The sequence below is a fragment of the Citrobacter sp. Cpo126 genome (assembly GCF_030332445.1).
Classification (GTDB): domain Bacteria; phylum Pseudomonadota; class Gammaproteobacteria; order Enterobacterales; family Enterobacteriaceae; genus Citrobacter; species Citrobacter portucalensis.
The window spans coordinates 47,790-73,267 of the sequence record NZ_JAOWHT010000041.1; the positions used below are offsets into that span (position 1 = coordinate 47,790).

The 25,478-nt window shown below is 53.3% G+C and carries 28 protein-coding genes and 2 tRNA genes; 23 read left to right on the top strand and 7 right to left on the bottom strand.

Annotation, left to right across the window (positions count from 1 at the left end):
- Nucleotides 1–7 precede the first annotated feature (7 nt).
- The 19 genes from OGY17_RS19005 to ldtA all read left to right on the top strand — a co-directional run bounded on the left by OGY17_RS19005 (nucleotide 8) and on the right by ldtA (nucleotide 15,206).
- Nucleotides 8–640 (top strand): cobalt-precorrin-8 methylmutase, encoded by a 633-nt coding sequence (locus OGY17_RS19005; protein WP_008785140.1) that lies wholly within the window; start codon nucleotides 8–10, stop codon nucleotides 638–640.
- The gene (gene cbiD, locus OGY17_RS19010; RefSeq protein ID WP_003030269.1) at nucleotides 637–1,773 is read left to right on the top strand and encodes a cobalt-precorrin-5B (C(1))-methyltransferase CbiD; all 1,137 of its coding nucleotides are present in this window, start codon (nucleotides 637–639) and stop codon (nucleotides 1,771–1,773) included. Before OGY17_RS19005 ends, cbiD begins: the two co-directional genes overlap by 4 nt.
- Nucleotides 1,767–2,372 carry a cobalt-precorrin-7 (C(5))-methyltransferase gene (locus OGY17_RS19015; RefSeq protein WP_003834111.1) on the top strand — a complete coding sequence of 202 codons (606 nt, stop codon included), beginning with the start codon at nucleotides 1,767–1,769 and terminating at the stop codon, nucleotides 2,370–2,372. Before cbiD ends, OGY17_RS19015 begins: the two co-directional genes overlap by 7 nt.
- Nucleotides 2,362–2,931 carry a decarboxylating cobalt-precorrin-6B (C(15))-methyltransferase gene (locus OGY17_RS19020; protein ID WP_008785138.1) on the top strand — a complete coding sequence of 190 codons (570 nt, stop codon included), beginning with the start codon at nucleotides 2,362–2,364 and terminating at the stop codon, nucleotides 2,929–2,931. Before OGY17_RS19015 ends, OGY17_RS19020 begins: the two co-directional genes overlap by 11 nt.
- Nucleotides 2,924–3,697 carry a cobalt-precorrin-4 methyltransferase gene (locus tag OGY17_RS19025; protein ID WP_003030275.1) on the top strand — a complete coding sequence of 258 codons (774 nt, stop codon included), beginning with the start codon at nucleotides 2,924–2,926 and terminating at the stop codon, nucleotides 3,695–3,697. Before OGY17_RS19020 ends, OGY17_RS19025 begins: the two co-directional genes overlap by 8 nt.
- Nucleotides 3,678–4,733: a cobalt-precorrin 5A hydrolase gene (gene cbiG, locus OGY17_RS19030; protein ID WP_003834107.1), complete on the top strand. Its 1,056-nt coding sequence runs from the start codon at nucleotides 3,678–3,680 to the stop codon at nucleotides 4,731–4,733. The genes OGY17_RS19025 and cbiG overlap by 20 nt, the downstream gene beginning before the upstream one ends.
- Complete coding sequence (locus OGY17_RS19035; RefSeq protein WP_003030278.1) at nucleotides 4,733–5,458, top strand: precorrin-3B C(17)-methyltransferase; 726 nt, start codon at nucleotides 4,733–4,735, stop codon at nucleotides 5,456–5,458. Before cbiG ends, OGY17_RS19035 begins: the two co-directional genes overlap by 1 nt.
- On the top strand, nucleotides 5,455–6,240 hold the full coding sequence (locus OGY17_RS19040) for a cobalt-precorrin-6A reductase (RefSeq protein ID WP_008785136.1): 786 nt from the start codon (nucleotides 5,455–5,457) through the stop codon (nucleotides 6,238–6,240). Before OGY17_RS19035 ends, OGY17_RS19040 begins: the two co-directional genes overlap by 4 nt.
- Nucleotides 6,241–6,250: 10 nt before the next feature.
- Complete coding sequence (gene cbiK, locus OGY17_RS19045; RefSeq protein ID WP_008785135.1) at nucleotides 6,251–7,045, top strand: sirohydrochlorin cobaltochelatase; 795 nt, start codon at nucleotides 6,251–6,253, stop codon at nucleotides 7,043–7,045.
- Nucleotides 7,042–7,755: a cobalt-factor II C(20)-methyltransferase gene (locus OGY17_RS19050; RefSeq protein WP_008785134.1), complete on the top strand. Its 714-nt coding sequence runs from the start codon at nucleotides 7,042–7,044 to the stop codon at nucleotides 7,753–7,755. The genes cbiK and OGY17_RS19050 overlap by 4 nt, the downstream gene beginning before the upstream one ends.
- Nucleotides 7,752–8,489: a cobalt ECF transporter S component CbiM gene (gene cbiM / locus OGY17_RS19055; RefSeq protein WP_003834098.1), complete on the top strand. Its 738-nt coding sequence runs from the start codon at nucleotides 7,752–7,754 to the stop codon at nucleotides 8,487–8,489. The genes OGY17_RS19050 and cbiM overlap by 4 nt, the downstream gene beginning before the upstream one ends.
- A 2-nt stretch (nucleotides 8,490–8,491) precedes the next feature.
- A complete protein-coding gene (locus OGY17_RS19060; RefSeq protein WP_003030289.1) occupies nucleotides 8,492–8,773 on the top strand; it encodes an energy-coupling factor ABC transporter substrate-binding protein in 282 nt (93 codons plus the stop codon).
- On the top strand, nucleotides 8,760–9,437 hold the full coding sequence (locus OGY17_RS19065; RefSeq protein WP_286608080.1) for an energy-coupling factor ABC transporter transmembrane protein: 678 nt from the start codon (nucleotides 8,760–8,762) through the stop codon (nucleotides 9,435–9,437). The genes OGY17_RS19060 and OGY17_RS19065 overlap by 14 nt, the downstream gene beginning before the upstream one ends.
- 8 nt (nucleotides 9,438–9,445) lie before the next feature.
- Nucleotides 9,446–10,261: an energy-coupling factor ABC transporter ATP-binding protein gene (locus tag OGY17_RS19070; protein WP_003839037.1), complete on the top strand. Its 816-nt coding sequence runs from the start codon at nucleotides 9,446–9,448 to the stop codon at nucleotides 10,259–10,261.
- Nucleotides 10,258–11,778 carry a cobyric acid synthase gene (locus OGY17_RS19075; protein ID WP_137377231.1) on the top strand — a complete coding sequence of 507 codons (1,521 nt, stop codon included), beginning with the start codon at nucleotides 10,258–10,260 and terminating at the stop codon, nucleotides 11,776–11,778. Before OGY17_RS19070 ends, OGY17_RS19075 begins: the two co-directional genes overlap by 4 nt.
- Nucleotides 11,775–12,320, top strand: a complete 546-nt coding sequence (gene cobU, locus OGY17_RS19080; RefSeq protein WP_258883582.1) for a bifunctional adenosylcobinamide kinase/adenosylcobinamide-phosphate guanylyltransferase — start codon at nucleotides 11,775–11,777, stop codon at nucleotides 12,318–12,320. The genes OGY17_RS19075 and cobU overlap by 4 nt, the downstream gene beginning before the upstream one ends.
- Nucleotides 12,317–13,060: an adenosylcobinamide-GDP ribazoletransferase gene (cobS, locus tag OGY17_RS19085; RefSeq protein WP_003834082.1), complete on the top strand. Its 744-nt coding sequence runs from the start codon at nucleotides 12,317–12,319 to the stop codon at nucleotides 13,058–13,060. Before cobU ends, cobS begins: the two co-directional genes overlap by 4 nt.
- Nucleotides 13,061–13,084: 24 nt before the next feature.
- Nucleotides 13,085–14,149 carry a nicotinate-nucleotide--dimethylbenzimidazole phosphoribosyltransferase gene (gene cobT / locus OGY17_RS19090; protein ID WP_008785130.1) on the top strand — a complete coding sequence of 355 codons (1,065 nt, stop codon included), beginning with the start codon at nucleotides 13,085–13,087 and terminating at the stop codon, nucleotides 14,147–14,149.
- A 127-nt stretch (nucleotides 14,150–14,276) separates the two neighbouring features.
- Nucleotides 14,277–15,206: a L,D-transpeptidase gene (ldtA, locus tag OGY17_RS19095; RefSeq protein WP_128612319.1), complete on the top strand. Its 930-nt coding sequence runs from the start codon at nucleotides 14,277–14,279 to the stop codon at nucleotides 15,204–15,206.
- A 24-nt stretch (nucleotides 15,207–15,230) separates the two neighbouring features.
- On the opposite strand, the gene OGY17_RS19100 is transcribed toward ldtA, so the two are convergent.
- From OGY17_RS19100 to mtfA, 5 genes are all read right to left on the bottom strand, one after another.
- Nucleotides 15,231–15,914, bottom strand: coding sequence for an ABC transporter ATP-binding protein (locus tag OGY17_RS19100; protein WP_032669186.1), 684 nt, complete (start codon nucleotides 15,912–15,914; stop codon nucleotides 15,231–15,233).
- Nucleotides 15,915–15,924: 10 nt separating this feature from the next.
- Nucleotides 15,925–17,613 carry an ABC transporter permease gene (locus OGY17_RS19105; RefSeq protein ID WP_048235115.1) on the bottom strand — a complete coding sequence of 563 codons (1,689 nt, stop codon included), beginning with the start codon at nucleotides 17,611–17,613 and terminating at the stop codon, nucleotides 15,925–15,927.
- The gene (locus tag OGY17_RS19110) at nucleotides 17,597–18,634 is read right to left on the bottom strand and encodes an extracellular solute-binding protein (protein ID WP_286608056.1); all 1,038 of its coding nucleotides are present in this window, start codon (nucleotides 18,632–18,634) and stop codon (nucleotides 17,597–17,599) included. The genes OGY17_RS19105 and OGY17_RS19110 overlap by 17 nt, the downstream gene beginning before the upstream one ends.
- 260 nt (nucleotides 18,635–18,894) lie before the next feature.
- Nucleotides 18,895–18,970, bottom strand: a tRNA-Asn gene (locus tag OGY17_RS19115).
- Nucleotides 18,971–19,102: 132 nt separating this feature from the next.
- Nucleotides 19,103–19,867, bottom strand: a complete 765-nt coding sequence (mtfA, locus tag OGY17_RS19120; RefSeq protein WP_286608059.1) for a DgsA anti-repressor MtfA — start codon at nucleotides 19,865–19,867, stop codon at nucleotides 19,103–19,105.
- Between the two features lie 93 nt (nucleotides 19,868–19,960).
- Between mtfA and OGY17_RS19125 the strand changes: the two genes are divergently transcribed.
- Nucleotides 19,961–20,050: transfer RNA gene (locus tag OGY17_RS19125), tRNA-Ser, on the top strand.
- Nucleotides 20,051–20,219: 169 nt separating this feature from the next.
- On the opposite strand, the gene ompC is transcribed toward OGY17_RS19125, so the two are convergent.
- Nucleotides 20,220–21,419: a porin OmpC gene (gene ompC, locus OGY17_RS19130; protein WP_032943839.1), complete on the bottom strand. Its 1,200-nt coding sequence runs from the start codon at nucleotides 21,417–21,419 to the stop codon at nucleotides 20,220–20,222.
- Nucleotides 21,420–21,860: 441 nt separating this feature from the next.
- On the opposite strand from ompC, the gene OGY17_RS19135 reads away from it, so the two are divergent.
- The 3 genes from OGY17_RS19135 (at nucleotide 21,861) to OGY17_RS19145 (ending at nucleotide 24,508) form a co-directional block, all read left to right on the top strand.
- Nucleotides 21,861–22,553, top strand: coding sequence for a phosphohydrolase (locus OGY17_RS19135; protein ID WP_286608062.1), 693 nt, complete (start codon nucleotides 21,861–21,863; stop codon nucleotides 22,551–22,553).
- Nucleotides 22,554–22,629: 76 nt separating this feature from the next.
- Nucleotides 22,630–24,060, top strand: a complete 1,431-nt coding sequence (locus OGY17_RS19140) for a DNA cytosine methyltransferase (RefSeq protein ID WP_502872514.1) — start codon at nucleotides 22,630–22,632, stop codon at nucleotides 24,058–24,060.
- Nucleotides 24,041–24,508: a very short patch repair endonuclease gene (locus OGY17_RS19145; RefSeq protein ID WP_103014242.1), complete on the top strand. Its 468-nt coding sequence runs from the start codon at nucleotides 24,041–24,043 to the stop codon at nucleotides 24,506–24,508. The genes OGY17_RS19140 and OGY17_RS19145 overlap by 20 nt, the downstream gene beginning before the upstream one ends.
- Here the strand turns inward: OGY17_RS19145 and yedA are convergent.
- Nucleotides 24,500–25,420 carry a drug/metabolite exporter YedA gene (gene yedA / locus OGY17_RS19150; RefSeq protein ID WP_286608064.1) on the bottom strand — a complete coding sequence of 307 codons (921 nt, stop codon included), beginning with the start codon at nucleotides 25,418–25,420 and terminating at the stop codon, nucleotides 24,500–24,502. The two genes, OGY17_RS19145 and yedA, sit on opposite strands and share 9 nt — an antisense overlap.
- Nucleotides 25,421–25,478 lie beyond the last annotated feature (58 nt).

Consider the following 25,478-nt stretch of genomic DNA (forward strand, 5'->3'; position numbering starts at 1 on the left):
CAACATAATGCAATACATCCAGCAACCCCAGGCGATTGAAGCCAAAAGTTTCGACATTATTGGCGAGATCATCCGTGAAACCCGTCCGGACTATCAGTTTGCCAGTCCGTTACATGAAGCCATTATCAAGCGGGTTATTCACACGACGGCAGATTTCGACTGGCTGGACATTCTGTGGTTTTCCAGTGATGTGCTGGAGCAGTTTTGTGCGGCGCTTAGCCGTTCGAGCGTGATTTATACCGATACCACGATGGCGCTTTCCGGGATCAATAAAACGCTGCTGGCAAAATTCGGCGGTGAATGCCGCTGCTACATCAGCGACCCGCGGGTTGTGCGTACGGCAAAAGAGCAGGGTATTACCCGGTCCATGGCGGCAGTCGACATTGCGGTGAAGGAAGAGGGGGAAAAGCTGTTTGTCTTTGGCAACGCGCCGACTGCGCTGTTCCGCCTGCTTGAGCATGATGTTGCCGTCAGCGGTGTGGTGGGTGTACCGGTCGGGTTCGTTGGTGCTGAAGAGTCGAAAGATGCCCTGACCCAAAGCAATTTGCCCGCCATTGCAGCGTTAGGCCGCAAAGGGGGAAGCAATGTCGCCGCCGCTATCGTCAACGCCATGCTTTATCACATGCAGGGGGCGCGATGAGCGAGGCCTTCGATACGCCGGTGTGGCACAACGGTAAAGCGCTGCGTAAAGGATATACCACGGGATCGTGCGCCACGGCGGCGGCAAAAGTTGCCGCGTTGATGGTATTGCGCCAACACCTCATCCATCAGGTTTCCATCGTGACGCCTTCCGGGGTGACGCTGTGCCTGAACGTGGAGTCACCGCATATCGAAGGGCAGCAGGCAATAGCGGCCATCCGCAAAGACGGTGGAGATGATGTGGACGCCACCCACGGCATGCTGATTTTTGCTCGCGTGACGTTAGACGATAGTGGCGTGATTGCCTTACAGGGCGGTGAAGGGGTCGGTACGGTAACCCGCAAGGGGATTGGCCTGCCGGTGGGCAGTTCGGCGATTAACCGTACACCTCGCCAGACCATTGAATCAGCCGTCCGCGAAGCGATTGGCCCAAATCGTGGGGCGCAGATTGAAATCTTCGCGCCAGAAGGCGAAGAACGGGCGCAAAAAACCTACAACTCTCGCCTTGGCATTCTTGGCGGCATTTCGATTATCGGCACCACGGGTATTGTCACGCCGATGTCAGAAGAGAGCTGGAAGCGTTCGCTGTCGCTTGAGCTGGAAATTAAGCGGGCGGCAGGGCTGGAGCGTGTTGTACTGGTGCCGGGAAACCACGGCGAGCGTTTTGTGCGCGAGCAGATGGGTATCGACACCCAGGTTGTGGTCACCATGAGCAACTTTGTCGGTTACATGATTGAAGAAGCTGTACGTCTGGGGTTCCGGCAAATCGTACTGGTGGGGCACCCCGGTAAGCTCGTCAAAATCGCGGCGGGGATCTTCCATACCCATAGCCATATTGCCGATGCCCGCATGGAAACGCTGGTGGCCCACCTCGCGCTACTTGGCGCACCGCTGGAACTGCTGACGTTGGTCAGCGAGTGCGATACCACCGAAGCGGCGATGGAACATATCGACGCGTACGGTTTCCAGCACATTTATGACCATCTGGCTCAGCGCATTTGTATGCGTGTTCTGCAAACGCTGCGCTTTACCAAAAATCCCCCGACCTGCGATGCCATCATGTTTTCTTTTGATAATCAGGTTCTTGGAAGTAATCGTCCGGTCGCAGAGATTGCTGAGGAGATGCAATGTTAACCGTTGTAGGGATGGGCCCCGCCGGTTTGCATTTGATGACGCCTGCGGCACGAGAAGCGGTCGCGACGGCGGATGTTCTGGTCGGTGGAAAGCGGCATTTGCAGCAATTCCCGGATTTTGCCGGTGAACAGTTTGCTCTTGGCGCCAATATCCCGGAACTCCTGAGCTGGATTAGCGCGCACCAGGAGAAGCACGTTGTGGTACTGGCGTCTGGCGATCCCCTGTTTTACGGCATCGGGACGCGCATGGTGGCGCATTTTGGTATTGAGAATGTGCGGATTATTCCCGGCATTAGTGCGGTGCAGTACCTGTGCGCGCAGTCCGGTATTGATATGAACGATATGTGGCTGACCAGTAGCCATGGCCGCAGCGTCTGTTTTGATGAGTTGGCGCGACATAACAAGGTGGCGATGGTGACTGATGCGCTGTGTGGCCCGCGAGAAATCGCGCAGCAGCTCATTGCCCGAGGCAAGGGGCATCGCTGGATGGTGATTGGCGAAAACCTGGCGATGGAAAACGAACAGATCCATTTCCTGCCTGTGCGTGAAGTTAACGCTGACTATGACATGAATGCAGTGGTGATCCTTGATGAAAGATGAGCTGTTTCTGCGTGGAGAGAAAGTGCCGATGACCAAAGAAGCGGTACGCGCACTTGCCCTCTCAAAACTTGAATTACACCGCGCCAGTCACCTGATTGATATTGGTGCCGGAACCGGCAGCGTGTCGATAGAGGCGGCGTTGCAATATCCCGGATTACGTGTAACGGCCATCGAACGTAACCCGGCGGCGCTCAGGTTGCTGGATGAAAACCGCCAGCATTTTGCCTGCGCAAATATCGATATTTTTCCCGGCGTTGCTCCCATGACCATCGCTGAAAAAGCCGATGCCATTTTTATGGGCGGCAGCGGAGGCCATCTGACCGAACTAATTGACTGGTCGATGCGCCAATTGCATCCCGCAGGGCGTCTGGTAATGACGTTTATCCTCCAGGAAAACCTCAACACCGCGCTGGCACATCTGGATCATCTTGGCGTACAGGGAGTGGATTGCCTGCAGCTACAGGTTTCCTCGCTTACCACGCTTGGCAATGGTCACTATTTTAAACCGAATAACCCCGTATTTGTTATCGCCTGTCAGAAGGAAGGAAACCATGTCTGAGATTTTTGATCCCCGTAGCGTGTGGTTTGTTGGCGCAGGTCCTGGCGATCGCGAGCTGATTACCCTCAAAGGTTACCGGTTGCTGCAGCAGGCGCAGGTTGTTATCTACGCCGGATCGCTGATTAACACTGAATTGCTGGAGTATTGCCCTGCCGGTGCTGAATGTCACGACAGTGCCGAACTGCATCTGGAGCAGATCCTTGATCTGATGGAGGCCGGAGTGAAAGCGGGCAAGACCGTTGTGCGCCTGCAAACCGGTGATGTCTCGTTGTACGGTTCCGTACGCGAGCAGGGTGAGGAGCTGACCAAACGCGGGATTGACTGGCAGGTGGTCCCCGGCGTCAGCGCGTTCCTCGGCGCGGCGGCGGAGCTGGGCGTGGAGTACACCGTACCTGAAGTTTCACAGAGCCTGATCATTACGCGCCTGGAAGGCCGCACCCCGGTACCAGAGCGTGAACAGCTGGAGTCTTTTGCCAGCCACCAGACATCAATGGCGATTTATCTTTCCGTCCAGCGTATTCATCGGGTGGCCGAGCGTCTTATTGAAGGCGGCTATCCGGCGACCACGCCCGTGGCGGTGATCTATAAAGCGACCTGGCCGGAAAGTCAGACCGTGCGCGGGACCCTGGCGGATATTGGCGACAAGGTTCGCGATGCGGGCATCCGTAAAACGGCCCTTATTCTGGTCGGTAATTTCCTGGGCTCGGAGTATCACTACTCCAAACTCTATGCGGCGGACTTTAGCCATGAATACCGTAAAGCCTGAGTCAATTGCGCTTTTTTGCCTGACTCCTGGTGGCGTTGTGCTGGCGAAACGTCTGGCAGCCATGCTGCCGGTTACCTGTTTTACCAGTGAAAAGCTGCTGGAGGAGGGGTTTATTCCCTTTGAAAACGGCTTTGCGAATACCGCCCGCGAAGCGTTTACGAATTACTCGGCGCTGATTTTTATCGGTGCGACCGGCATTGCGGTGCGCGTACTGGCCCCGCTGGTCAATGACAAATTCTGCGATCCGGCGGTGGTGGTCATTGATGAACGTGCCCAGCATGTCATCAGCCTGCTCTCCGGTCACGCGGGCGGTGCCAATGCATTGGCGCGTTATCTGGCGGGCATGTTGGGCGCTGACCCGGTTATCACTACCGCGACGGATGTGAACGATATGGCGGCACTGGATACGCTGGCATTTCAACTGAATGCCCGGATGAGTGATTTCCGTTCGGCGGTGAAAATCGTGAATCAGATGCTGGTCAGCAATAAGCGGGTTGGTCTGTGGTGGGATGACGAACTGACGCAGGATGTCAGCCATTGCGACCGGCGCGGATTTATCACGGTAACCGATCTCAACCAGCTCCCTGAACTGGATGCGTTGGTGTGCATCACCTTACGCACCAATTTACCTGACCTGCCTGTTCCGCACTGGAAGTTGGTGCCACAGCGGGTTGTGGCCGGAATTGGCTGTCGCCGTGATACGCCGTTCCCTCTGCTGGCTGCGCTGCTTGCCCGGCAACTTGAAGCTCAACAGCTCGATCCGTTGGCGCTAAAAGCGATTGGCAGCATCACGCTGAAAAAAGATGAACAGGGACTTATCCAACTGGCTTCGTGCTGCCGCGTTCCTTTCGAAACCTTTACTGCTGACGCGCTGCGTGAGCATGAGCACCGTTTTCCAGCCTCATCGTTTGTTCGCAAAACGGTGGGTACAGGAAGCGTTTCCGGTCCTGCAGCCTGGCTGTTGAGCCACGGAAAACTGTTAGGCGAGACCCTGCGAGAACAGGGCGTCACTATCACTTTGGGAGTTTCACACTGATGTTAAGCGTAATTGGAATTGGCCCTGGCTCGCAGGCAATGATGACCATGGAAGCCGTTGAAGCACTGCAGGCAGCGGAAATCATCGTTGGCTATAAAACCTACACCCATCTGGTAAAAGCGTTCACGGGTGACAAGCAGGTGATCAAAACCGGAATGTGCAAAGAGATTGAACGCTGCCAGGCGGCGATCGAACTGGCACAGGCGGGTCACAACGTGGCGCTGATCAGTAGCGGTGACGCGGGGATTTACGGTATGGCCGGGCTGGTGCTTGAACTGGTCAGCAAGCAAAAGCTGGATGTTGAGGTCAGGCTAATACCTGGCATGACCGCTAGTATTGCCGCGGCCTCTTTGCTGGGTGCGCCGCTGATGCACGACTTCTGCCACATCAGCTTAAGCGATCTGTTAACGCCATGGCCGGTTATCGAAAAACGCATCGTTGCCGCCGGTGAGGCAGACTTTGTTATCTGTTTCTACAACCCGCGCAGTCGGGGTCGCGAAGGTCATCTGGCGCGCGCATTTGAACTGCTTTCCGCCAGCAAAAGCGCACAAACGCCGGTGGGTATTGTGAAGTCTGCCGGACGTAAAAAGCAGGAAAAATGGTTAACCACGCTCGGTGAAATGGATTTCGAACCGGTTGATATGACCAGCCTTGTGATCGTGGGTAACAAAACAACCTATGTTCAGGACGGCCTGATGATCACGCCACGAGGTTATGTGCTGTGAATTACGGTGATGTGCTGGTCATGGGCGGTACGAGCGATGCGCGCATGCTGTGCCAGCAACTGGATGCGGCAAACGTGGCCTACACCCTGTCAGTTGCAACCCCAACAGGGAAACAACTGGCGGGAGACATCAAAGGCCAGGTGCGCTGCGGGCGTCTGGAGCGCGAACAAATGATTGCCTGGCTACAGGAAAATCGGACGCGCTGGGTGATCGATGCCTCGCATCCGTACGCCGAGGTGGTGAGCCGCAACATCATGAGCGCCTGCGAAGCGGCGGGCGTACTGCTGAGCCGCTACCAGCGCCCTGAGCAGTTGAGTGGTTTAACTCACCCGCACCTGTATACCGTACAAAGCATTCAGCAAGCCTGTGAGTTGGCGCGACGCTTCGGCGATCGTGTGCTGCTGACGACCGGCAGTAAAGATCTGGCTATCTGGCGCGAAGGGTTGCCTGAAAAAACGCTGCTGGCGCGCGTTCTGCCTGTTCCTGAGGTCATTCAGCAATGCGCGGATCTGGGATTTGGCGTCGGTGAAATCTTCGCACTGTGCGGACCGTTTAGCGCCGAGTTCAACGCTGCGTTTTATCGCCAGTGCCAGGCTGATGTGGTGATCACCAAAGCATCTGGCGCTGAAGGTGGTTATCAGGAAAAGGTTCAACCCTGTCTGGATGCCGGAATCCCCTGCATCGTGATTACACGTCCGGCACCGTTGGTGACGGGAGAAGAGTTACTGGAAAGTCAGGCCGCCTTTGGGGCGCGTTTAACGCGCTGGCTGGCCACTGCTTAAGGAGTTTGAGATGAAAAAGGCGCTTCTGGTGGTCAGTTTTGGCACCAGCTATCACGACACCTGCGAGAAAAATATTGTGGCCTGTGAGCGCGATCTTGCAGCTAGCTGCCCTGACCGCGACCTGTTCCGGGCGTTTACCTCCGGGATGATAATCCGCAAGCTCAAGCAGCGCGACGGCATTGAAATCGACACGCCGCTGCAGGCGCTGCAAAAACTGGCGGAGCAGGGGTATCAGGATGTGGCTATTCAGTCGCTGCACATTATTAATGGTGACGAATACGAAAAAATTGTCCGCGAAGTGCAAAGTATGCGTCCGCTGTTTTCACGCCTGACGCTGGGTGTACCGCTGCTGAGCAGCCATGAAGATTACGCACAGTTGATGCTGGCGCTGCAACAGCAGATGCCGGCGCTTGGCGAAAGTGAAAAAGTGGTCTTTATGGGACACGGTGCCAGCCACCATGCTTTTGCCGCCTATGCCTGTCTCGACCACATGATGACGGCGCAGCGCTTTCCGGCGCGGGTTGGGGCGGTGGAAAGCTATCCGGAAGTGGATGTGCTGATTGAAAGTTTATCTCAGGAAGGGGTGACGGCGGTGCATCTGATGCCGCTGATGTTAGTCGCTGGTGACCATGCCATCAACGATATGGCCTCCGACGAAGATGATTCCTGGAAAACGTTGTTCAATGCAGCAGGGATACCGGCTACGCCGTGGCTTAGTGGTCTGGGTGAGAACCCGGCGGTTCGCGCCATGTTCGTGGCACATTTACAGCAGGCGCTTAATGTGGCGCTGGAGGAAGCAGCATGAGCGGAAAACTGTATGCACTGAGCACCGGGCCAGGTGCTTCCGACTTGATTACCGTGCGTGCCGCACGCACGCTGGGCGCGCTGGATATTCTCTATGCGCCTGCCGGGCGTAAAGGCGGCGACAGTCTGGCATTGTCGATTGTACGTGAGTATATCGGTGAACAGACCGAAGTCCGCTGCTGCCATTTTCCTATGAGTGCCGATAGCGCTGAAAAAGAGGCCGTCTGGGATGAAGTTGCTGCCGCGCTGGTTCAGGAAGTCGAGGCCGGTAAGCAGGTGGGGTTTATCACTCTCGGCGATGCGATGCTGTTCAGCACCTGGGTCTTTTTACTTCAGCGTATTGGTTGTCCTGACTGGCTGGAAATCGTTCCTGGCGTCACGTCTTTCGCCGCGATTGCCGCGCGTTCCAAAACGCCGCTCGCTATGGAGCAACAGTCACTGGCGGTGGTCTCCTGTACCGCGCCGGAAGCGGAAATCCAGCAAGCGTTAAAACAGCATGACAGTCTGGTGTTGATGAAAGTGTACGGTCGTTTTGCACGTATCAAAGCGCTGCTACGACAAGAAGGTTTGTTGGACTGTGCATTAATGATGTCTGAAGCCACGCTGCCAGGTGAACAGTGCTGGCGTCATCTCGATGAGGTGAGCGACGATCAGCCGCTGCCTTATTTCTCGACCATTCTGGTCAATAAACAGTGGGAGTATGCACAATGAAGCTTGAACAACAGCTAAAACAGCTGTCTTTCAGCGGGTTGGCTGCGGCGCTATTACTGATGATTGTTCCTGAACAAGCGTTCGCCATGCACATTATGGAAGGTTTCTTGCCGCCGATGTGGGCGCTGGCCTGGTGGCTGCTGTTTTTACCCTGCCTGTGGTACGGGCTGGTACGTCTGCGTCAAATTGTGCAGGAGGATAACCACCAGAAGGTTTTGCTGGCCCTGTGTGGCGCTTTTATTTTTGTGCTGTCGGCGCTGAAAATTCCTTCCGTTACCGGAAGCTGCTCACATCCTACCGGTGTAGGCCTGGCGGTTATCCTGTTTGGACCGGGCGTGGTAGCCATCCTTGGGGCGATTGTCCTGCTGTTCCAGGCTCTGCTGCTGGCACACGGTGGTTTGACTACGCTCGGCGCGAACGGCATGTCGATGGCGGTAATTGGCCCGGTAGTGGGTTACATGGTGTGGAAAATGGCCTGCCGCGCCGGATTGCGTCGTGATGTCTGCGTCTTCCTGTGTGCAATGCTGGCGGATCTCGTCACCTATTTTGTGACTTCTGTACAGTTGGGCGTTGCGTTCCCGGATCCCTCTGCTGGCGCTACCGGCTCAATCATTAAGTTCATGGGGATTTTCTGCCTGACGCAGATCCCAATTGCGATTGCGGAAGGGTTACTTACCGTGCTGATTTACGATCAGCTAACCAAACGCCAGTTGATAACCGCACAAGGGCATTAACGATGAAAAAGACGCTGATTATATTGGGCATGGTAGTGGCGCTGGTGATCCTGCCGTTCTTTATCAACCACGGTGGGGAGTACGGCGGTTCAGATGGTGAGGCGGAAAGCCAGATTCAGGCTATTGCCCCGCATTATGAGCCCTGGTTCCAGCCGTTGTATGAACCTGCAAGCGGTGAAATTGAAAGTCTGCTGTTTACGCTCCAGGGATCGCTTGGCGCAGCCGTGATTTTCTATATCCTGGGTTACACCAAGGGCAGGCAACGCCGTGATGACCGGGCTTGACAGGCTTAGCTATCAAAGCCGTTGGGTTCATGTCTCGCCGGTGCGGAAATTTCTGCTCTGGCTGGTGATGATGATTCTGGCGTTTACTCTGCCCCCATTGGGGCAGGGTATTGAGCTTTTACTTATTGCCGCGCTGAGCTGCTGGCTGCTGCGTATTTCCTTCTGGCGCTGGTGCCGTTGGATGGCATTGCCGTTTGGTTTTCTCACGGTTGGCGTGGTGACCATTTTGTTTAGCATCAGCCGCGATCCACAGACGCTGTTGGCCAGCATACCTGTGGGAAGTTTCTGGTTGGGGATCAGCGCACCAGGTCTGGTAACCGCCAATGAAACCTTCTGGCGCAGCCTTGCCGCGTTGGCGGCAACCTTCTGGCTGGTACTGAATCTGCCGTTTCCGCAATTAATTATCTTACTCAAACGCGCGCACGTTCCTCGCCTGCTAACTGAGCAGATCCTGCTGACCTGGCGGTTTATTTTTATCCTGTTAGACGAGGCGCTGGCTATTCATCGCGCACAAACGCTGCGTTTTGGTTATCGTAGCTTGCCGTTGGGCTACCGCTCTCTGGCAATGCTGGTGGGATTGCTGTTTACCCGTGTGTTGATCCGCTACCAGCAAATGACCACCACACTGGATATCAAACTGTATCAGGGTGATTTTCACCTGTAAGGAAAAGTATGCTTGCCACCTCAGCGCTTTGGTTTCGCTATCAGGATGACCCGATCCTCAAAGGGCTAACGCTGGATTTTTCGACGCATGCCGTCACCGGACTGGTAGGCGCTAATGGCTGCGGGAAATCCACGCTGTTTATGAACCTGAGTGGCTTATTGCGCCCACAGCAAGGCGCGGTGATGTGGCAGGGCAAACCGCTGGATTACAGCAAGCGCGGCCTGCTGGCGCTGCGTCAACAGGTGGCAACGGTATTTCAGGACCCCGATCAGCAAATCTTTTATACCGATATCGACAGCGATATCGCCTTTAGCCTGCGCAATCTTGGGGTGGATGAAGCTGAAATCGCTCGCCGCGTGGAAGATGCGCTTACGCTGGTCGACGCCCAGCATTTTCGCCATCAGCCCATTCAGTGTTTAAGCCATGGGCAAAAAAAACGCGTAGCGATTGCCGGGGCGTTGGTGTTGCAGGCGCAGTATCTGCTGCTGGATGAACCTACTGCGGGCCTCGACCCGTCAGGCCGCACGCAGATGATTGAGATAATCAAACGCATCGTTGCGCAAGGAAACCACGTCGTAATTTCCAGCCATGATATCGATCTTATCTATGAAGTCAGCGATGCTGTGTACGTTTTACGCCGGGGCGAAGTGCTCACGCACGGTACGCCAGGCGACGTTTTCGCCCGTACGGATCTTATTGAACAAGCGGGATTAACTCAGCCCTGGCTGGTGAAGCTGCATACAGAGTTGGGCTTCCCGCTGTGTAAAACAGAGGCTGAATTTTTTAGTTGTATGCGAGAGAACGCACTGAAGGAGGCGTCATGACGCAGGCAATAATGTTGCAGGGAACGGCATCTGATGTGGGTAAAAGCGTATTGGTCGCCGGGCTGTGTCGTATTTTTTATCAGGATGGACTGCATACCGCGCCGTTCAAATCGCAGAACATGGCGCTGAACTCTGGCATTACGCCAGAGGGAAAAGAAATGGGCCGCGCGCAAATTTTTCAGGCCGAAGCCGCAGGCATTACGCCAGATGTGCGTATGAACCCGGTGTTGCTTAAACCGACCAGCGATCGAAAAGCGCAGGTAGTGCTGATGGGTAAAGTGGCAACCGATATGGACGCGGTGAGTTACCACGAGTACAAGCCACGTCTGCGGGAACAGATCCTGTCAGTTTATAACAGCCTGGCGCAGGAGTTCGATGTGCTGGTGCTGGAGGGAGCGGGGAGCCCGGCAGAGATTAACCTGCGCGATCGCGATATCGTCAATATGGGTATGGCCGAGATGGCGCAGTGCCCTGTCGTTTTGGTGGCGGATATCGATCGTGGCGGGGTGTTCGCCTCCATTTACGGCACGCTGGCGCTGTTGCACGATCACGAACGCGCACGGGTAAAAGGGGTGATCATCAACAAGTTTCGCGGTGATGTGACGCTGCTGCACTCCGGTATCGAGCAAATTGAAGCGCTGACCGGCGTTCCTGTACTGGGCGTGATGCCATGGCTGGATGTTGATCTGGAAGATGAAGACGGCGTTGCGCTGCAAAAGGGCAAGTATTTGCGCACTGACAAACGCGACATCGACATCGCCGTTGTTCAAATTCCGCACATTTCTAACTTTACTGATTTCAATGCGCTTGCTGCGCAGCCGGATGTGCGCGTGCGCTATGTTCGTCAGCCTGAAGAGCTGGTAGGAGCCGATCTGGTGATTTTGCCGGGCAGCAAAAATACCCTTGGCGATCTGGTATGGCTGCGTGAAAGCGGGATGGCGCATGGCGTCGTGCAATTACATCGTAATAACGTACCGGTGGTTGGGATTTGTGGCGGCTATCAAATGCTCGGCGACACCATCATTGATGAAGTAGAGTCGGGCCTCGGTACGCTGCCGGGTCTGGGCTTACTCAATACAGTCACCCATTTTGCCCAGCACAAAACCACGACCCTGGTTGAGGGACAAATGTCTTCATCGCTGCCTGACTGGCTGGCCGGCACGGCGGGGTTATCCGTTCGCGGTTATGAAATTCATATGGGCGAAACAGCATTAACCGATGAATGCCGGTCGGTGATGACGTTGCACAAAGACGGCGGCAGCGTTGCTGACGGCGCGGTCACTCCGGATGGTCTGGCGTTCGGCACTTATCTTCACGGTCTTTTCGACAGCGATGATTTCACCCGAGCCTTGGTCAATGGCCTGCGAGAACGTAAAGGGTTAGCTCCGCTGGATTCCACCTTCCATTACGCGCAATATAAATCGCAGCAGTTTGATCTGCTGGCGGATGCGATGCGGCAACACATCGATATTGAAAAAATTTATACCATCATGCAGCAACACCGGGAGCCAGTATGATGATTCTGGTTACTGGCGGCGCGCGAAGCGGTAAGAGTCGGCATGCGGAAGCGCTGATCGCTGATTCCCCAAACGTTTTGTATATTGCGACTTCGCAGATTTTTGATGAGGAGATGGCTGCGCGAATTCAGCATCATCGCGATGGACGTCCTGCGCACTGGCGTACAGCCGAACGTTGGCAACATCTTGATGAACTGATCACGACAGCGAACGATCCTCAGGAAGCTATTCTGCTGGAATGCATCACCACGATGGTGACCAACATGCTGTTTGCGCTGGGCGGTGAAAGCGATCCGGACAGCTGGGATTACGCGGCGATGGAGCAGTCTATCGAAGGTGAAATCCGTTCGCTGATCGCAGCCTGTCAGCGCTGCCCGGCAAAGATCGTGTTGGTCACTAACGAAGTGGGAATGGGGATTGTGCCGGAGAATCGTCTGGCGCGGCATTTTCGTGATATTGCAGGACGCGTGAACCAGCGACTGGCGGCGGCAGCGGATGAGGTCTGGCTGGTGGTATCAGGAATTGGAGTCAAAATTAAATGAGTAAGTTGTTCTGGGCAATGCTCTCTTTTATCAGTCGCTTGCCCGTTCCTGCTCGCTGGTCGCAAGGACTGGATTTCGAGCACTATTCCCGCGGTATTGTAATGTTTCCCCTGATTGGCGTCGTGTTGGGAGGGCTGACGGGGCTGGTCTTTATGGCGCTCCAGCCCTGGTGCGGTATTCCGTTGGCGGCCCTTTTTGCGGTGTTGACACTGGCATTGCTGACCGGGGGATTTCATCTGGATGGTCTGGCGGATACCTGTGACGGCATTTTTTCGGCGCGCCGACGCGAGCGGATGCTGGAAATCATGCGCGACAGTCGTCTGGGCACCCACGGTGGACTGGCGTTAATTTTCGTTTTACTGGCGAAGGTACTGGTGGTGAGTGAACTGGCTTTGCGTGGCACGCCGATGCTGGCCGCGCTGGCAGCGGCATGTGTCGCCGGGCGAGGAACGGCGGTGTTGCTGATGTATCGGCATCGCTATGCCCGCGAAGAAGGACTGGGCAACGTTTTTATTGGCAAAGTCACCGGGCGTCAAACCTGCGTTACGTTGGGATTAGCGGCGATCCTTGCCGCCGTGCTACTTCCCGGCATGCGCGGCGTGGCAGCGCTGGTTGTCACAATAGTGGCGATTTTTATTCTTGGGCAGTTATTAAAACGCACGTTGGGTGGGCAAACCGGCGATACGCTGGGCGCTGCCATTGAACTTGGCGAGTTGATTTTCTTGCTGGCTCTGCTCTGAGTCAGCCCACATACTGGAACCCTTATGCAGACTTTAACCTCTTTACTCCGCACGATCCCATCACCCGACAGTGCCGCGATGCTGCGTGCACAGCAGCATATTGACGGCTTGCTTAAGCCGCCGGGAAGTTTAGGGCGACTCGAATCTCTCGCCGTACAATTGGCCGGGATGCCTGGCCTGAAGGGTGTGCCGCATGTGAATGGCAAAGCGATGCTGGTGATGTGCGCCGATCACGGCGTGTGGGATGAAGGGGTTGCCGTTTCGCCTAAAGTTGTTACGGCTATACAGGCTGCCAATATGACGCGTGGAACGACCGGTGTCTGCGTCCTGGCCGCTCAGGCTGGGGCGAAGGTTCATGTGATAGATGTTGGGATTGATGCTGAACCTATTCCCGGTGTGGTGAATATGCGTGTGGCACGCGGCTGCGGCAATATAGCCGAAGGTCCGGCAATGAGCCGTTCGCAGGCCGAGGAGCTGTTGCTGGAAGTCATCCGCTATACCCATGAACTGGCAAAAGACGGTGTAACGCTGTTTGGCGTCGGGGAGCTTGGTATGGCAAATACCACACCTGCGGCGGCCATTGTCAGCGTGCTGACCGGCAGTGATGCTGAGGAAGTCGTGGGTATTGGCGCTAACCTTCCTCTTTCTCGGGTGGGGAATAAGGTAGACGTTGTGCGCCGGGCAATTGCCGTCAATCAACCGGATCGCCATGACGGTGTCGATGTGCTGGCTAAGGTTGGCGGGTTTGATCTTGTCGGTATGGCGGGGGTGATGCTTGGGGCGGCCTCCTGTGGTCTGCCTGTGGTGCTGGACGGTTTTCTTTCGTATTCTGCTGCTCTGGCGGCCAGCCAGATTGCACCACAAATTAAACCCTACTTAATTCCGTCACACTTCTCCGCTGAGAAGGGCGCCCGCACCGCGCTGGCGCATCTTGAATTGGATCCTTATCTGAATATGGGGATGCGTTTAGGCGAAGGTAGCGGGGCCGCGTTGGCGATGCCGATTATTGAAGCTGCCTGTGCGATGTACAAAAATATGGGGCAGCTCGCCGCCAGTAACATCGTGCTTCCAGATGGTAAGGAAGCGTAGTTACCGTTCAACCTGAACCTCGCCTGATGGCGAGGTTTTTTTATGCGCAAATATGTCGTAACCCACTAAAACAGATAATAAAAGCTATACTTTACGGATATCTGTTGCGACGAAGGAAAGGAAAAAGATGCGTCGTGTAAAACTGCTTTGTTCACTCATTATGCTGCTTGCGAGTCAGGGAGCGCAGGCGGTGAGTTATCCGCTGCCGCCAGAGGGTAGTCGCCTGGTGGGTAGCACTTTGACTATTACGGTTCCACCAGGAAACACCAAGCCGCTGGAGGCATTTGCCGCTCAGTACGGGCAGGGGTTGAGCAATATGCTTGAAGCCAATCCGGGCGTCGATGTTTTTCTGCCTAAATCGGGTTCAACGCTGGTTGTGCCGCAGCAACTGATACTTCCGGATACCGTGCGTGAGGGGATTGTCATCAACGTCGCCGAGATGCGGCTTTACTATTATCCTGCTGGCAGCAATACGGTTGAGGTTTTACCCATTGGCATTGGTCAGGCGGGTAGAGAAACGCCGCGTAACTGGGTGACGGCGGTCGAACGTAAGCAGGAAGCACCAAGCTGGACGCCGACGCCAAATACCCGACGTGAATACGCCGCTCGCGGGGAAAGCTTGCCGGCTTTTGTTCCTGCCGGACCAGAAAATCCGATGGGCCTGTATGCAATTTATATTGGCAGGCTTTATGCCATTCACGGGACAAATGCCAATTTCGGTATTGGTCTGCGGGTAAGCCAGGGGTGCATCCGTTTGCGGAATGACGACATCAAGTACCTGTTTGATACGGTGCCTGTAGGGACGCGTGTACAATTAATTGACCGACCGGTGAAATACAGCGAAGAGCCGGACGGTAGTCGCTGGGTGGAAGTACATGAGCCGCTGTCACGAAACCGTTCGGAATACGAGTCTGACAGAAAGGTGCCTTTGCCAGTCACTCCCGCTCTGCGCACCTTTATCAGCGGGAATGACGTGGATGTGAGCCGCGGAAGCCAGGCGTTGGAAAGACGTTCCGGTATGCCGGTGAACATCAGCCTGGTACAGAAGCATTATTAATTTTTAGGGCGACCCTGTTTACCTTCAGGTCGGATGGGTCGCTTTTTTAATTTGATACTGCCCCATTTTTACCACGCCAATATGGTCAGCCATTAGCTGGGCTTCGTGTTCACTGTGGGTAACCAACAGCGCCGTTTGCCCGGCGGCGCGCAAAATATCCCGTACCTCGTTGCCAAGACGCTCACGCGTGCGCTTATCCAGGCTGGAGAAGGGTTCATCGAGCAACAGGATTTCCGGATGTGGCGCCAACGCGCGCGCAAGGGCGATACGCTGTTGTTGCCCGCCGGAAAGCTCATGCGGATAGCGGTTGGCATGGCTGTGTAACTCCACCATTTTCAACAGCTCAGTCACTCTGGCCTGTTGTTCCTCACGCGGCATGCGACGCAACCCAAAGGCCACATTTTGTTGCGCGGTCAGATGTGGGAATAACGCATATTCCTGGAAGACCATGCCGACATGACGTTTTTCCGGTGGCAGATGAACGCCGGGACCGGCAACACGTCGCTGTGACACATAGATCTCTCCGTTTTGCAGGCGTTCAAATCCGGCAACTGCGCGTAGTACCGTGGTTTTTCCGCAGCCTGAAGCGCCCAGCAGACAGGCAATTTCACCTTTACGTACCGACATTGAAAATCCGCTCAGTACCGATTGCTGGCTGTTGCCATAAGCAACGTGTACATCCTGGAGTCGTAATGCAATTTCTGACATTGTTGCTCTCTTAACCACGGCGTGTCATTTGGTGACGCACCAACAAAATAACCGGTAACGTGCCAGCTAAAACAATCATTAGCGCGGCGATAGCACCTTCTTCATAGGTTCCACGGGCGGCTTCCGCATACAGCAACGTTGCCAGCGTTTCAAAATTGACCGGGCGCAAAAGCAACGTTGTTGGCAGCTCTTTCATGGCATCAGCAAAAACCAGCAGGGCACTGCTGACTAACGCCGGGCGCAGCAGGGGAAAATGGACTCGTGCAAACGTCCCCGCACCATTCTCACCCAACAGACGAGACGCCTGTTCCAGCGAAGGTGGAATGCGGCCCAGACCAGAATCCAGCGCGCCAATGGCAATCGCCTGGAATCGCATGGCACAACAAATTACCAGCAGGATCCCGGCGGACATCAGCGGCAGGCCGCGAACATCCAGTAAATCTGCCAGCCAGCGGTCGACAGCCATGGCGGGGGGTAAAAAACCAATCGCCAGAATTGTGCCGGGAACCGCATAGCCTAAAGAGGCCAGACGCATCACGCCGCGACGAAATCCCGGCATGGCGTTGTCTGCGGCGCTATGACGCGCGCTCCAGGCCACCAGCATACTGACGCAAACCACCACTAGCGTAGTTCCCGCTGCCAGCGATAGCGTATTTTGCAATGCTGACAGTAACGAAGAGGAAAGGGGGTTCTCATCACCTATACGTTTGGCGCTTTCCCACATTAAAAACAGTACCGGAGCCAGAAAACCCAGCACAACAGGCAGTGAAATAACGCCACCGAGCAGCCAACCACGCCAGCCCTGCACGCGCGTTGGTTGAATTTCCCGTAGGCTGCGGCTGCTGAATCCTTGTTTTCTGCGACCATAAAATTCCAGCGTCAGAATAAGGAATATAAACATCAGCATCATGCAGGCAATTTGTGCCGCGGCAGATAAATCAGAGCGCGAGATCCATGTGGTGTACACGGTAACGGTTAACGTCTGTACACCGAGAAACTCCGATGCACCAATATCGTTGAGCGTTTCCAGCAGTGCCAGACTGATCCCAACGGCTAACGCCGGACGTGCCATGGGTAAAGCAACACGAAAGAAGGTTCCGGTTGCGCTGCATCCCAGCGTGCGTGCGGCTTCCAGTAAATGAGCCGGTTGGCTAATAAACATGGCGCGGGTTGTCAGATACACGTATGGGTACAGCACTAATCCGAGCAGGATGATTGCGCCGGAAAGTGAGCGTAAATCAGGCAGTCGGAACTGTCTTGGGCTGTCAAAACCCAATAAAAAACGGATAAAGGTTTGCAGAGGGCCAATCGGATGCAGCAGATCGAGCCAAGCAAAGGCCACAATGTAGGTCGGCATCGCCAGCGGCAACAGTAACGCCCAGCTAAGAATTTTACGTCCAGGAAAATCCCATGCCGTTACCGCCCATGCGCTGCCTACGCCAATCACGCCGACCATCACCGCGACACCGGCTAATAACAGCACGGTATTTTTTAGTGCGGCAGGCAGTACATACGTCAGGAGATTATCCCAGTGAGATAAATCGGCCTGGGTAGCCTGCCAAATCAGCGCAATGATCGGTGTCAGAACGCCAAGCGCTACGCACAGCGCGCCAAGATGTAGCGGCGTTAATAATGACTGCGGCCCGGAAACCAGGCCGCGTAACGTCGGAAACTGCAGAGGTTTATTGATCGAATCCAACTTTATCTACCAGCAGACTAGCTTGTTTACGATATTTAACGATTTCGGTTAACGGCGTTTTATCGACGTCGATTTCACCAATAGTTGCACTGATAACCGGATCAAGCGTCACGCCTTTCAGTACCGGGTATTCGAAGTTCGCTTTCGCATACTGCTGCTGGGCAGGTGCGGAAACCAGATATTCCATCAGCTTAACGGCATCGGCTTTATTTGGTGCATAGCGGGCTACAGCTGCGCCACTGATGTTGACGTGTGTACCGCCATTTTCAAAGGTGGGTTTAACGACTTTAATCGCATCGCCCCACTGACGCGCATCGCTGCCTTCTTTGGCGTTTTTCATATGGCCGACGTAATAGGAGTTGGCGAGACCAATATCGCAAATTCCGCCGAGAATATCGCGAGCAACATCGCGGTCGCCACCGGTAGCTTTACGCGCCAGGTTAGCTTTCACACCGCGCAGCCATTCTTCGGTCTTTGCTTCACCGTGATGAGCAATCATTGCGGCGACCAGCGCTGTGTTATACGGGTGTTGTCCGGAACGAATACAAACTTTACCTTTGTACTCAGGGCTGGCGAGTTGTTCGTAATGCCAGTTATCGATTGGCAGTGACTTCTCGGCATACAGTACGCGGGCACGCATCGACAGCGCAAACCACTGATTATCTGCGCCGCGCAGATTAGCCGGAATAGCGGTTTTCAGTGCTTCTGACTCTACTGGCTGAGTTACACCCGCTTCCACTAAATCAATGAGGTTACCGGCATCAACGGTCATCAGCAGGTCAGCAGGTGAATTTTTACCTTCAGCTTTAACGCGCTCAAGCATACCGTCCTTGATATAGACCGTACTGACTTTGATGCCGCTGGTTTTGGTCCAGCTATCAAGCAAAGGCTGGATCAGACCCGGTTCACGGGTGGTATAGAGCGTTAACGTATCCTGAGCGAAAGCCGGTAGGCTAACTGAGAAGACCAGGGCAGTGGCAAGTGTGATACGGCGCAGTCCGGCGCGAGGCAGAGAATTCATCGTTTATATCCCAGAGTAATTGGAACGTACAGTGAACCGAGCGGGGGGCTCGTTCCTTTGGCTCGCGTACAATAAATGATAATCACTAGCACTTACAATAATTGCAAAGTTTAAACGATTTACATTTACATAACTTTAATCAACGTTGTGATGCGGCATGTAACAGCGGTGCAGAGCAGGCAGGGGGCTTATGAAAGGGATTTTATAGCGACCTGAAAAGCAAAAAGCCTGCTTAGTTTCCTAAGCAGGCTTCTTAAATATGGCTCCTCTGACTGGACTCGAACCAGTGACATACGGATTAACAGTCCGCCGTTCTACCGACTGAACTACAGAGGAATCGTGTGAACGAGGCGCATATTACTGACCTCACCATGAGGTGTCAACAGTAAAATTAGCGCGTCATTTCAATTGGTTAATTAATCTTCAAATTCAGCGTTAATGCACATTTGGTGAGCGACAATGGCCACCTTAGCGGGTATCGCGTAACCGCTCCATGGGGTTCTGGCGGTAAAACTGAATGAAACGTTGCCATAAGGCCGGAAAACGTGGTGCTAATAATTCAGGGGCACTGAAGAAATACTCCGATAGAACGGCAAAGCATTCGGCAGGATCGGTCGCTGCGTAGGCATCTATACTGCACGCGGTTTCACCGACCAGATCAATTTCATCCTGAATGTTATTCATTGCGGCATGCAGATCGTGCTCCCAACTGGCAATATCTCGCAGAGGGATCGCCGGAATACCGCTGGCGCGGTCGCCATTACGCATATCAAGCTTATGTGCCACTTCATGGATGATCAGATTAAAGCCGGAGGCATCAAAAGAATCCTGAATGTCGAGCCAGTTGAGGATTATCGGACCTTGCTGCCAGCTCTGCCCGGACTGTACAACACGTTGATTATGCACCAGCCCAATATCGTCTTCCCATTCATCGTCCACGACAAACGGGGCAGGGTAGATGAGAACTTCATGGAATCCGTCGAGCCACTCAATCCCCAATTCCAGAACAGGCAAACAGAAAAGCAGCGCAATGCGCGCACTTTTTAGTGGATCAAGTTCAAACCCCTGAAGCGCTACCAATCTTTTTTGCTGTAAAAAGCGCTCGGCCAGGGCGATAAGCCTGGCTTGTTCTTGCTCGGTGAGATTCACCAGAAGAGGAATAGCCAGGGCGTCGTCCCACGGCCAGTCGTCACTCCGGGTTGTTTCTTGCTCTTTCCAGGGCCACTTAATCATCGTTTTGCTCGCAAACTCGTCACTTGAACGAAATTGACGGAACGGGGTCTGTTAAAATGCCAAATTACCTGGCATCATGGCAACCGCCAAAACGGAGAGATGCCAGAGCGGCTGAATGGACCGGTCTCGAAAACCGGAGTAGGGGCAACTCTACCGGGGGTTCAAATCCCCCTCTCTCCGCCACTATTCAAGCACTTGCACGCCTCGCTTTCAACGACAGTTCTCATGGATGTTTTTTTCTTTGAGTATCCTCACAAGTTTATCGTTGTAATGCCCGTGTGATAAAAAAATACGTTTCGTATAAATAAAAAGCCCGCTTCATATGAAGCGGGCTTGCTTGTTTTTGCGTCAATTAGAATTGGTAGACTAAACCAACGGCAACGATGTCGTCAGTTGCGATACCATTGCTTTCATAGAAGCTGTCGTCTTCATCCAGCAGGTTGATTTTATAATCGACATAGGTGGACATGTTTTTGTTGAAGTAGTAAGTCACACCCACATCAACATATTTGACCAGGTCTTTGTCGGTATAGCGTGGGGTGCCGTTGCTATGGTGATCCCAGCCGCCTAAGTCGACGCCTTTAGACTGCAGGTAAGCGATGGAAGGGCGCAGACCGAAGTCGAACTGATACTGCGCAACAACTTCAAAGTTCTGTGTTTTATTAGCGATCCCGCCTTTAGCAACATCTTTGCCTGTAGCATCTTGATAAGTTCCGCTACCGTATGCTGTCATGTTACGGGTTTCTGCATACATAGCAGCCAGGTAAACGTTGTTAGCGTCATACTTAGCGCCAATAGTCCAGGCATCTGCTGTTTCGCCGCCTGCGTATTTATTCTCATAGCTACGATCGCCACGACCAGCAGCAACCTGATTGTTAGAACGGTCAGAACTGGAATAAGCAGCACCAAGGCTTAAACCAAAGTCGAAGTCATAGGAGGTTGACAGACCGAAACCGTCGCCGTTTTCTTTAGACAGTTTACGGTTCTCACCGTTACCAGTACCTTCGCCTGCTCCTGCACTTTCATTATTACCCTGGTATTGCAGTGCGAAGTTCAGACCATCAACTTGACCGAAGAAACCTTTATTACGGTAGGTGGCAACACCGTTGGTACGACCGGTCATATACACGTCGGTCTGGGTGTAGGAGTCACCGCCAAATTCCGGCAGCATATCGGTCCAGGCTTCTACGTCGTAGACCACGCCGTAGTTACGACCGTAGTCGAAGGTACCGTTCTCACCAAAGCCTAAACCGGCAAAGGCCAGACGAGTCCAGGAATTTGCGCCTTCACCTTCGGTACCGTTAGCCTGGATGTTGTATTCCCACTGACCGTAACCGGTCAGCATGTCGTTGATCTGGGTTTCGCCTTTAAAACCCAGACGCGCATAGGTCTGATCGCCATCGCTGTCAGCATCGTCAGAGAAATAACGCAGACCATCGACTTTACCGTACAGATCCAGTTTATTGCCGTTCTTATTATAGATTTCAGCCGCATTTGCTGCGCCTGCAGCTAATAAAGCAGGGAGAAGCAGTGCCAATACTTTTCTTTTCATTATGTATTCCCTTTGCATGATAATTAAAATGAATATGTAGTACTATCCGAGTGACTACATTTGGATACTATCTATGAAGTTCATTTAATTTAAAATATAACATGTAACAAATGTATTTAAAATATTTCAAAATATTTCATTTGCATCTTTATATAATTATGCGTGTGTGTTAATTACATTGGTATTCGTCATGTGAATTGTTTTTAATCAGTTAGTTATATGTGTTTATCTATTTATTTGTTATGTGCATTTTATTTGTTTTAGATGTTTGTTTTTAATATTCATATAAATTATTTTTCGATATTGGCGTGGTGGGCTTTATAAATTCATGTGGATTTTATTTTTAGTGCAATAATAAAAGATGATTATGTAATGGGGCGGGCGGTGGTCTGCAATGAAAATTATTGCTAAGGTGATTTTCTTTCTACAAAGGGAGATAGCATGAAACTGCACGACTGGCAGTCGCGATTTGAAGCCTGGTTAGCTGATAACCATTCTGGACAAGATGCTGCACATGACATCTTTCACTTTCGACGTGTGTGGATAACGGCGCAAAAGCTGAGTACAGATGCAACCGTAGACTGGCTGGTGGTGCTGACCGCGTGCTACTTCCACGATCTCGTCAGTCTGCCAAAGAACCATCCTGAGCGTCATTGTTCGTCGGTACTGGCAGCCCAGGAAACACGTCGTGTTTTGATGCGCGATTTTCCGGATTTTCCACAACAGCGGTTATCGGCAGTGTGCCATGCCATTGAGGCGCACAGTTTTAGCGCCAAAATCGTGCCAGAAACCCTTGAAGCCAAAATTGTGCAGGATGCGGACCGGCTTGAGGCGCTGGGTGCAATTGGTTTAGCGCGCGTATTTGCCGTTTCAGGGGCGTTAGGGGTTGCGCTGTTTGATGCGGAAGATCCGTTTGCCCGAAAGCGTAGCCTTGACGATAAACAGTACGCGCTCGATCACTTCCAGACCAAGTTATTGACGTTGCCGTTGACGATGCAAACCGAACAAGGGAGGCATTTGGCACAACATAATGCGGATTTTTTACTGACGTATATGGCGAAGCTGAGTGCGGAGTTAAAAGGAGAATACGAAATGCTGGATCTTGACGCGATTCAACCCTTTAAAGCGCGCTAGTCGTCAATACGGCTGAAACGTCAACCGTGCTAATTTATGTTAATCTGTCGGTTATCCATTTCTGCCGGTTAAATGTATGCAGGATAATTTTTCAGTAGCAGGCTCCATGAACCCGATGACAGATGAAAACGAGACCGACGTGCAGGTGATGTTGGCTAAGTTGCTTGAAATATATGACGTGAAAACGCTGGTTGCTCATCTGAATGGCGTTGGCGAGAACCGCTGGAGCCCGGCCATTTTTAAACGAGTGGTTGCTAATGAAACATGGCATCGCCTCAGCGACCGCGAGCTCATTCATCTGAATACTTTGTTGCCGAAACCACCTGCGCATCATCCGCATTATGCCTTTCGCTTTATCGATCTTTTTGCTGGCATTGGCGGTATTCGTCGCGGCTTTGAAGCGATTGGCGGGCAGTGCGTGTTTACCAGTGAGTGGAACAAGCATGCGGTGCGCACCTATAAAGCGAACAACTACTGCGATCCGCTCCAGCACAACTTTAATGAAGATATTCGTGATATCACACTCAGCCATCACGATGGGGTGAGTGACCAGCAGGCGGCAGAACATATTCGCCAGCATGTTCCTGAACATGACGTGCTGTTAGCCGGATTCCCTTGTCAGCCATTTTCTCTGGCTGGTGTATCAAAGAAAAATGCGTTAGGGCGGGCACATGGTTTCGCCTGTGATACGCAAGGCACGCTATTTTTTGACGTGGTGCGCATTATCGATGCGCGTCGGCCCGCCATATTTGTGCTCGAAAACGTCAAAAACCTGAAGAGTCACGATCAGGGCAAAACGTTTCGCATCATTATGCAAACGCTGGACGAGCTGGGTTATGACGTAGCGGATGCGGCGGATAACGGCCCGGACGATCCGAAAATCATCGATGGGCAACATTTTTTGCCTCAGCATCGCGAACGTATCGTGCTTGTCGGCTTCCGACGCGATCTGAATTTGAAATCAGACTTCACGCTGCGGGATATTGTCACGCGTTATCCGCAGCGGCGTACCACGCTTGCGGAACTGCTTGAGCCGACCGTCGATGCGAAATATATACTGACGCCGGTGCTGTGGAAATACCTCTATCGCTATGCGAAAAAGCATCAGGCGCGGGGCAATGGATTTGGCTATGGCATGGTGTATCCCGGTAACCCTGATTGTGTAACGCGCACGTTATCTGCGCGTTATTATAAGGATGGAGCGGAGATCCTGATTGACCGTGGTTGGGATATGGCGCTGGGTGAAAAAGATTTTGACGATCCGCAGAATCAGCGCTACCGCCCACGCAGACTTACGCCCAGAGAGTGCGCGCGCCTGATGGGGTTTGAATCTCCGCAGGGCTATCAGTTCAGGATCCCTGTGTCAGATACCCAGGCTTATCGCCAGTTTGGTAATTCGGTAGTCGTTCCGGCATTTGCGGCGGTGGCCAGGTTGCTGGAGCCGAAAATCAGGCAGGCAGTTGCTATTCGCGAGAAAGAGAATCAGCGTGGCAGACGTTCACGATAAAGCAACACGCAGTAAAAATATGCGGGCGATAGCTACCCGCGATACCGCAATTGAAAAACGCCTTGCCAGCGTGCTGACAGAGCAGGGGGTAACGTTTCGCGTGCAGGATGCGACGTTACCCGGTCGCCCTGATTTTGTGGTGGATGATTATCATTGTGTGATTTTTACTCATGGCTGTTTCTGGCACCACCACGATTGCTATTTGTTTAAAGTCCCCGCGACACGAACGGAATTCTGGCTGGAAAAAATAGGCAAAAATGTCCAGCGCGATGCGCGGGATTGTGAAAAGTTGCAGGTTCTGGGCTGGCGCGTACTGATTGTCTGGGAGTGTGCCCTGCGTGGTCGCAAAAAGCTGGACGATGAAGCGTTATCTGAACGTGTCATCGAGTGGATCTGCGGCGGTGGTGACACCGCGCAGATCGACACACTCGGTATTCATTTACTGTAACGTTTTTTCCGACGGGGTAGCAACAGCTTCCGCTTTAACAGGGAACAGGTATTTCCCCAACGTTACCAGCACCACAGCAAACACGATCACGCCGAGCGCCAGCCATTCTATAGGGGCCAGTCTTTCTCCCCCCAGACCGGTACCTAACAGCACGGCAACAACCGGATTGACGTAGGCATAGCTGGTGGCTAGCGCCGGGCTGACATTGCGGATCAGGAACATATACGCATTAATGGCAATAATGGAGCCAAACAGGGCCAGGTAAGCCACCGCCATAAAGCCTGAAAATGTTGGCATGGTGGTCAGTTTTTCCCCGGAGAGTAGCGATGCACACATCAGCACAATACCGGCGGCTAACATTTCAATGGCTCCGGCCATCATGCCAACGGGTAGGGTAATGCGTGAACCGTACACCGAGCCAAACGCCCAGCTTATTGAACCGATTAGGATCAAAATAGCGCCCCACGGATTGCCACTTAAATTGCCCCCGCTGTTCAGCATGATGATCCCTGCTAGCCCAATCGCTATCCCCAACCATTCCAGCTTGCGCGTTTTGATGCCAAAAAAGTGGCTAAAATACAGCGTAAATAACGGGACGGTGGCGACCACAACGGCGGCAATACCGGAAGGGACATTTTGGTGTTCTGCGACGGTGACCAGCCCATTACCTACAGCCAGCAGCAGGATACCAATTAACGCGGCGTTCAGGATTAGGCGTAAGGGGGGCAGCTTGTGCCCGCGAATAAGTAAGAAACTTGTTAATAAAATGCCCGCGGAGAGAAAACGTACGGCTGCCATCATTAACGGCGGCCAGCTTTCAACGCCAATGCGAATAACGAAGTACGTGGAACCCCAAATGATGTACAGCGCGAATAGCGCACTGAAAAGCGGTAACAATTGCCTGAAACGCATAATCCCTCACGGTGGAAATAAAAAGGTGCAACATAGTAAACGTCAAAACTATCTTACT

Coding starts and splice junctions, on each gene's coding strand:
- OGY17_RS19005 (WP_008785140.1), top strand. CDS start 8: ATGCAATACATCCAGCAACCCCAGGCGATTGAAGCCAAAAGTTTCGAC.
- cbiD (WP_003030269.1), top strand. CDS start 637: ATGAGCGAGGCCTTCGATACGCCGGTGTGGCACAACGGTAAAGCGCTG.
- OGY17_RS19015 (WP_003834111.1), top strand. CDS start 1,767: ATGTTAACCGTTGTAGGGATGGGCCCCGCCGGTTTGCATTTGATGACG.
- OGY17_RS19020 (WP_008785138.1), top strand. CDS start 2,362: ATGAAAGATGAGCTGTTTCTGCGTGGAGAGAAAGTGCCGATGACCAAA.
- OGY17_RS19025 (WP_003030275.1), top strand. CDS start 2,924: ATGTCTGAGATTTTTGATCCCCGTAGCGTGTGGTTTGTTGGCGCAGGT.
- cbiG (WP_003834107.1), top strand. CDS start 3,678: ATGAATACCGTAAAGCCTGAGTCAATTGCGCTTTTTTGCCTGACTCCT.
- OGY17_RS19035 (WP_003030278.1), top strand. CDS start 4,733: ATGTTAAGCGTAATTGGAATTGGCCCTGGCTCGCAGGCAATGATGACC.
- cbiK (WP_008785135.1), top strand. CDS start 6,251: ATGAAAAAGGCGCTTCTGGTGGTCAGTTTTGGCACCAGCTATCACGAC.
- OGY17_RS19050 (WP_008785134.1), top strand. CDS start 7,042: ATGAGCGGAAAACTGTATGCACTGAGCACCGGGCCAGGTGCTTCCGAC.
- cbiM (WP_003834098.1), top strand. CDS start 7,752: ATGAAGCTTGAACAACAGCTAAAACAGCTGTCTTTCAGCGGGTTGGCT.
- OGY17_RS19060 (WP_003030289.1), top strand. CDS start 8,492: ATGAAAAAGACGCTGATTATATTGGGCATGGTAGTGGCGCTGGTGATC.
- OGY17_RS19065 (WP_286608080.1), top strand. CDS start 8,760: ATGACCGGGCTTGACAGGCTTAGCTATCAAAGCCGTTGGGTTCATGTC.
- OGY17_RS19070 (WP_003839037.1), top strand. CDS start 9,446: ATGCTTGCCACCTCAGCGCTTTGGTTTCGCTATCAGGATGACCCGATC.
- OGY17_RS19075 (WP_137377231.1), top strand. CDS start 10,258: ATGACGCAGGCAATAATGTTGCAGGGAACGGCATCTGATGTGGGTAAA.
- cobU (WP_258883582.1), top strand. CDS start 11,775: ATGATGATTCTGGTTACTGGCGGCGCGCGAAGCGGTAAGAGTCGGCAT.
- cobS (WP_003834082.1), top strand. CDS start 12,317: ATGAGTAAGTTGTTCTGGGCAATGCTCTCTTTTATCAGTCGCTTGCCC.
- cobT (WP_008785130.1), top strand. CDS start 13,085: ATGCAGACTTTAACCTCTTTACTCCGCACGATCCCATCACCCGACAGT.
- ldtA (WP_128612319.1), top strand. CDS start 14,277: ATGCGTCGTGTAAAACTGCTTTGTTCACTCATTATGCTGCTTGCGAGT.
- OGY17_RS19100 (WP_032669186.1), bottom strand. CDS start 15,914: ATGTCAGAAATTGCATTACGACTCCAGGATGTACACGTTGCTTATGGC.
- OGY17_RS19110 (WP_286608056.1), bottom strand. CDS start 18,634: ATGAATTCTCTGCCTCGCGCCGGACTGCGCCGTATCACACTTGCCACT.
- mtfA (WP_286608059.1), bottom strand. CDS start 19,867: ATGATTAAGTGGCCCTGGAAAGAGCAAGAAACAACCCGGAGTGACGAC.
- ompC (WP_032943839.1), bottom strand. CDS start 21,419: ATGAAAAGAAAAGTATTGGCACTGCTTCTCCCTGCTTTATTAGCTGCA.
- OGY17_RS19135 (WP_286608062.1), top strand. CDS start 21,861: ATGAAACTGCACGACTGGCAGTCGCGATTTGAAGCCTGGTTAGCTGAT.
- OGY17_RS19140 (WP_502872514.1), top strand. CDS start 22,630: ATGCAGGATAATTTTTCAGTAGCAGGCTCCATGAACCCGATGACAGAT.
- yedA (WP_286608064.1), bottom strand. CDS start 25,420: ATGCGTTTCAGGCAATTGTTACCGCTTTTCAGTGCGCTATTCGCGCTG.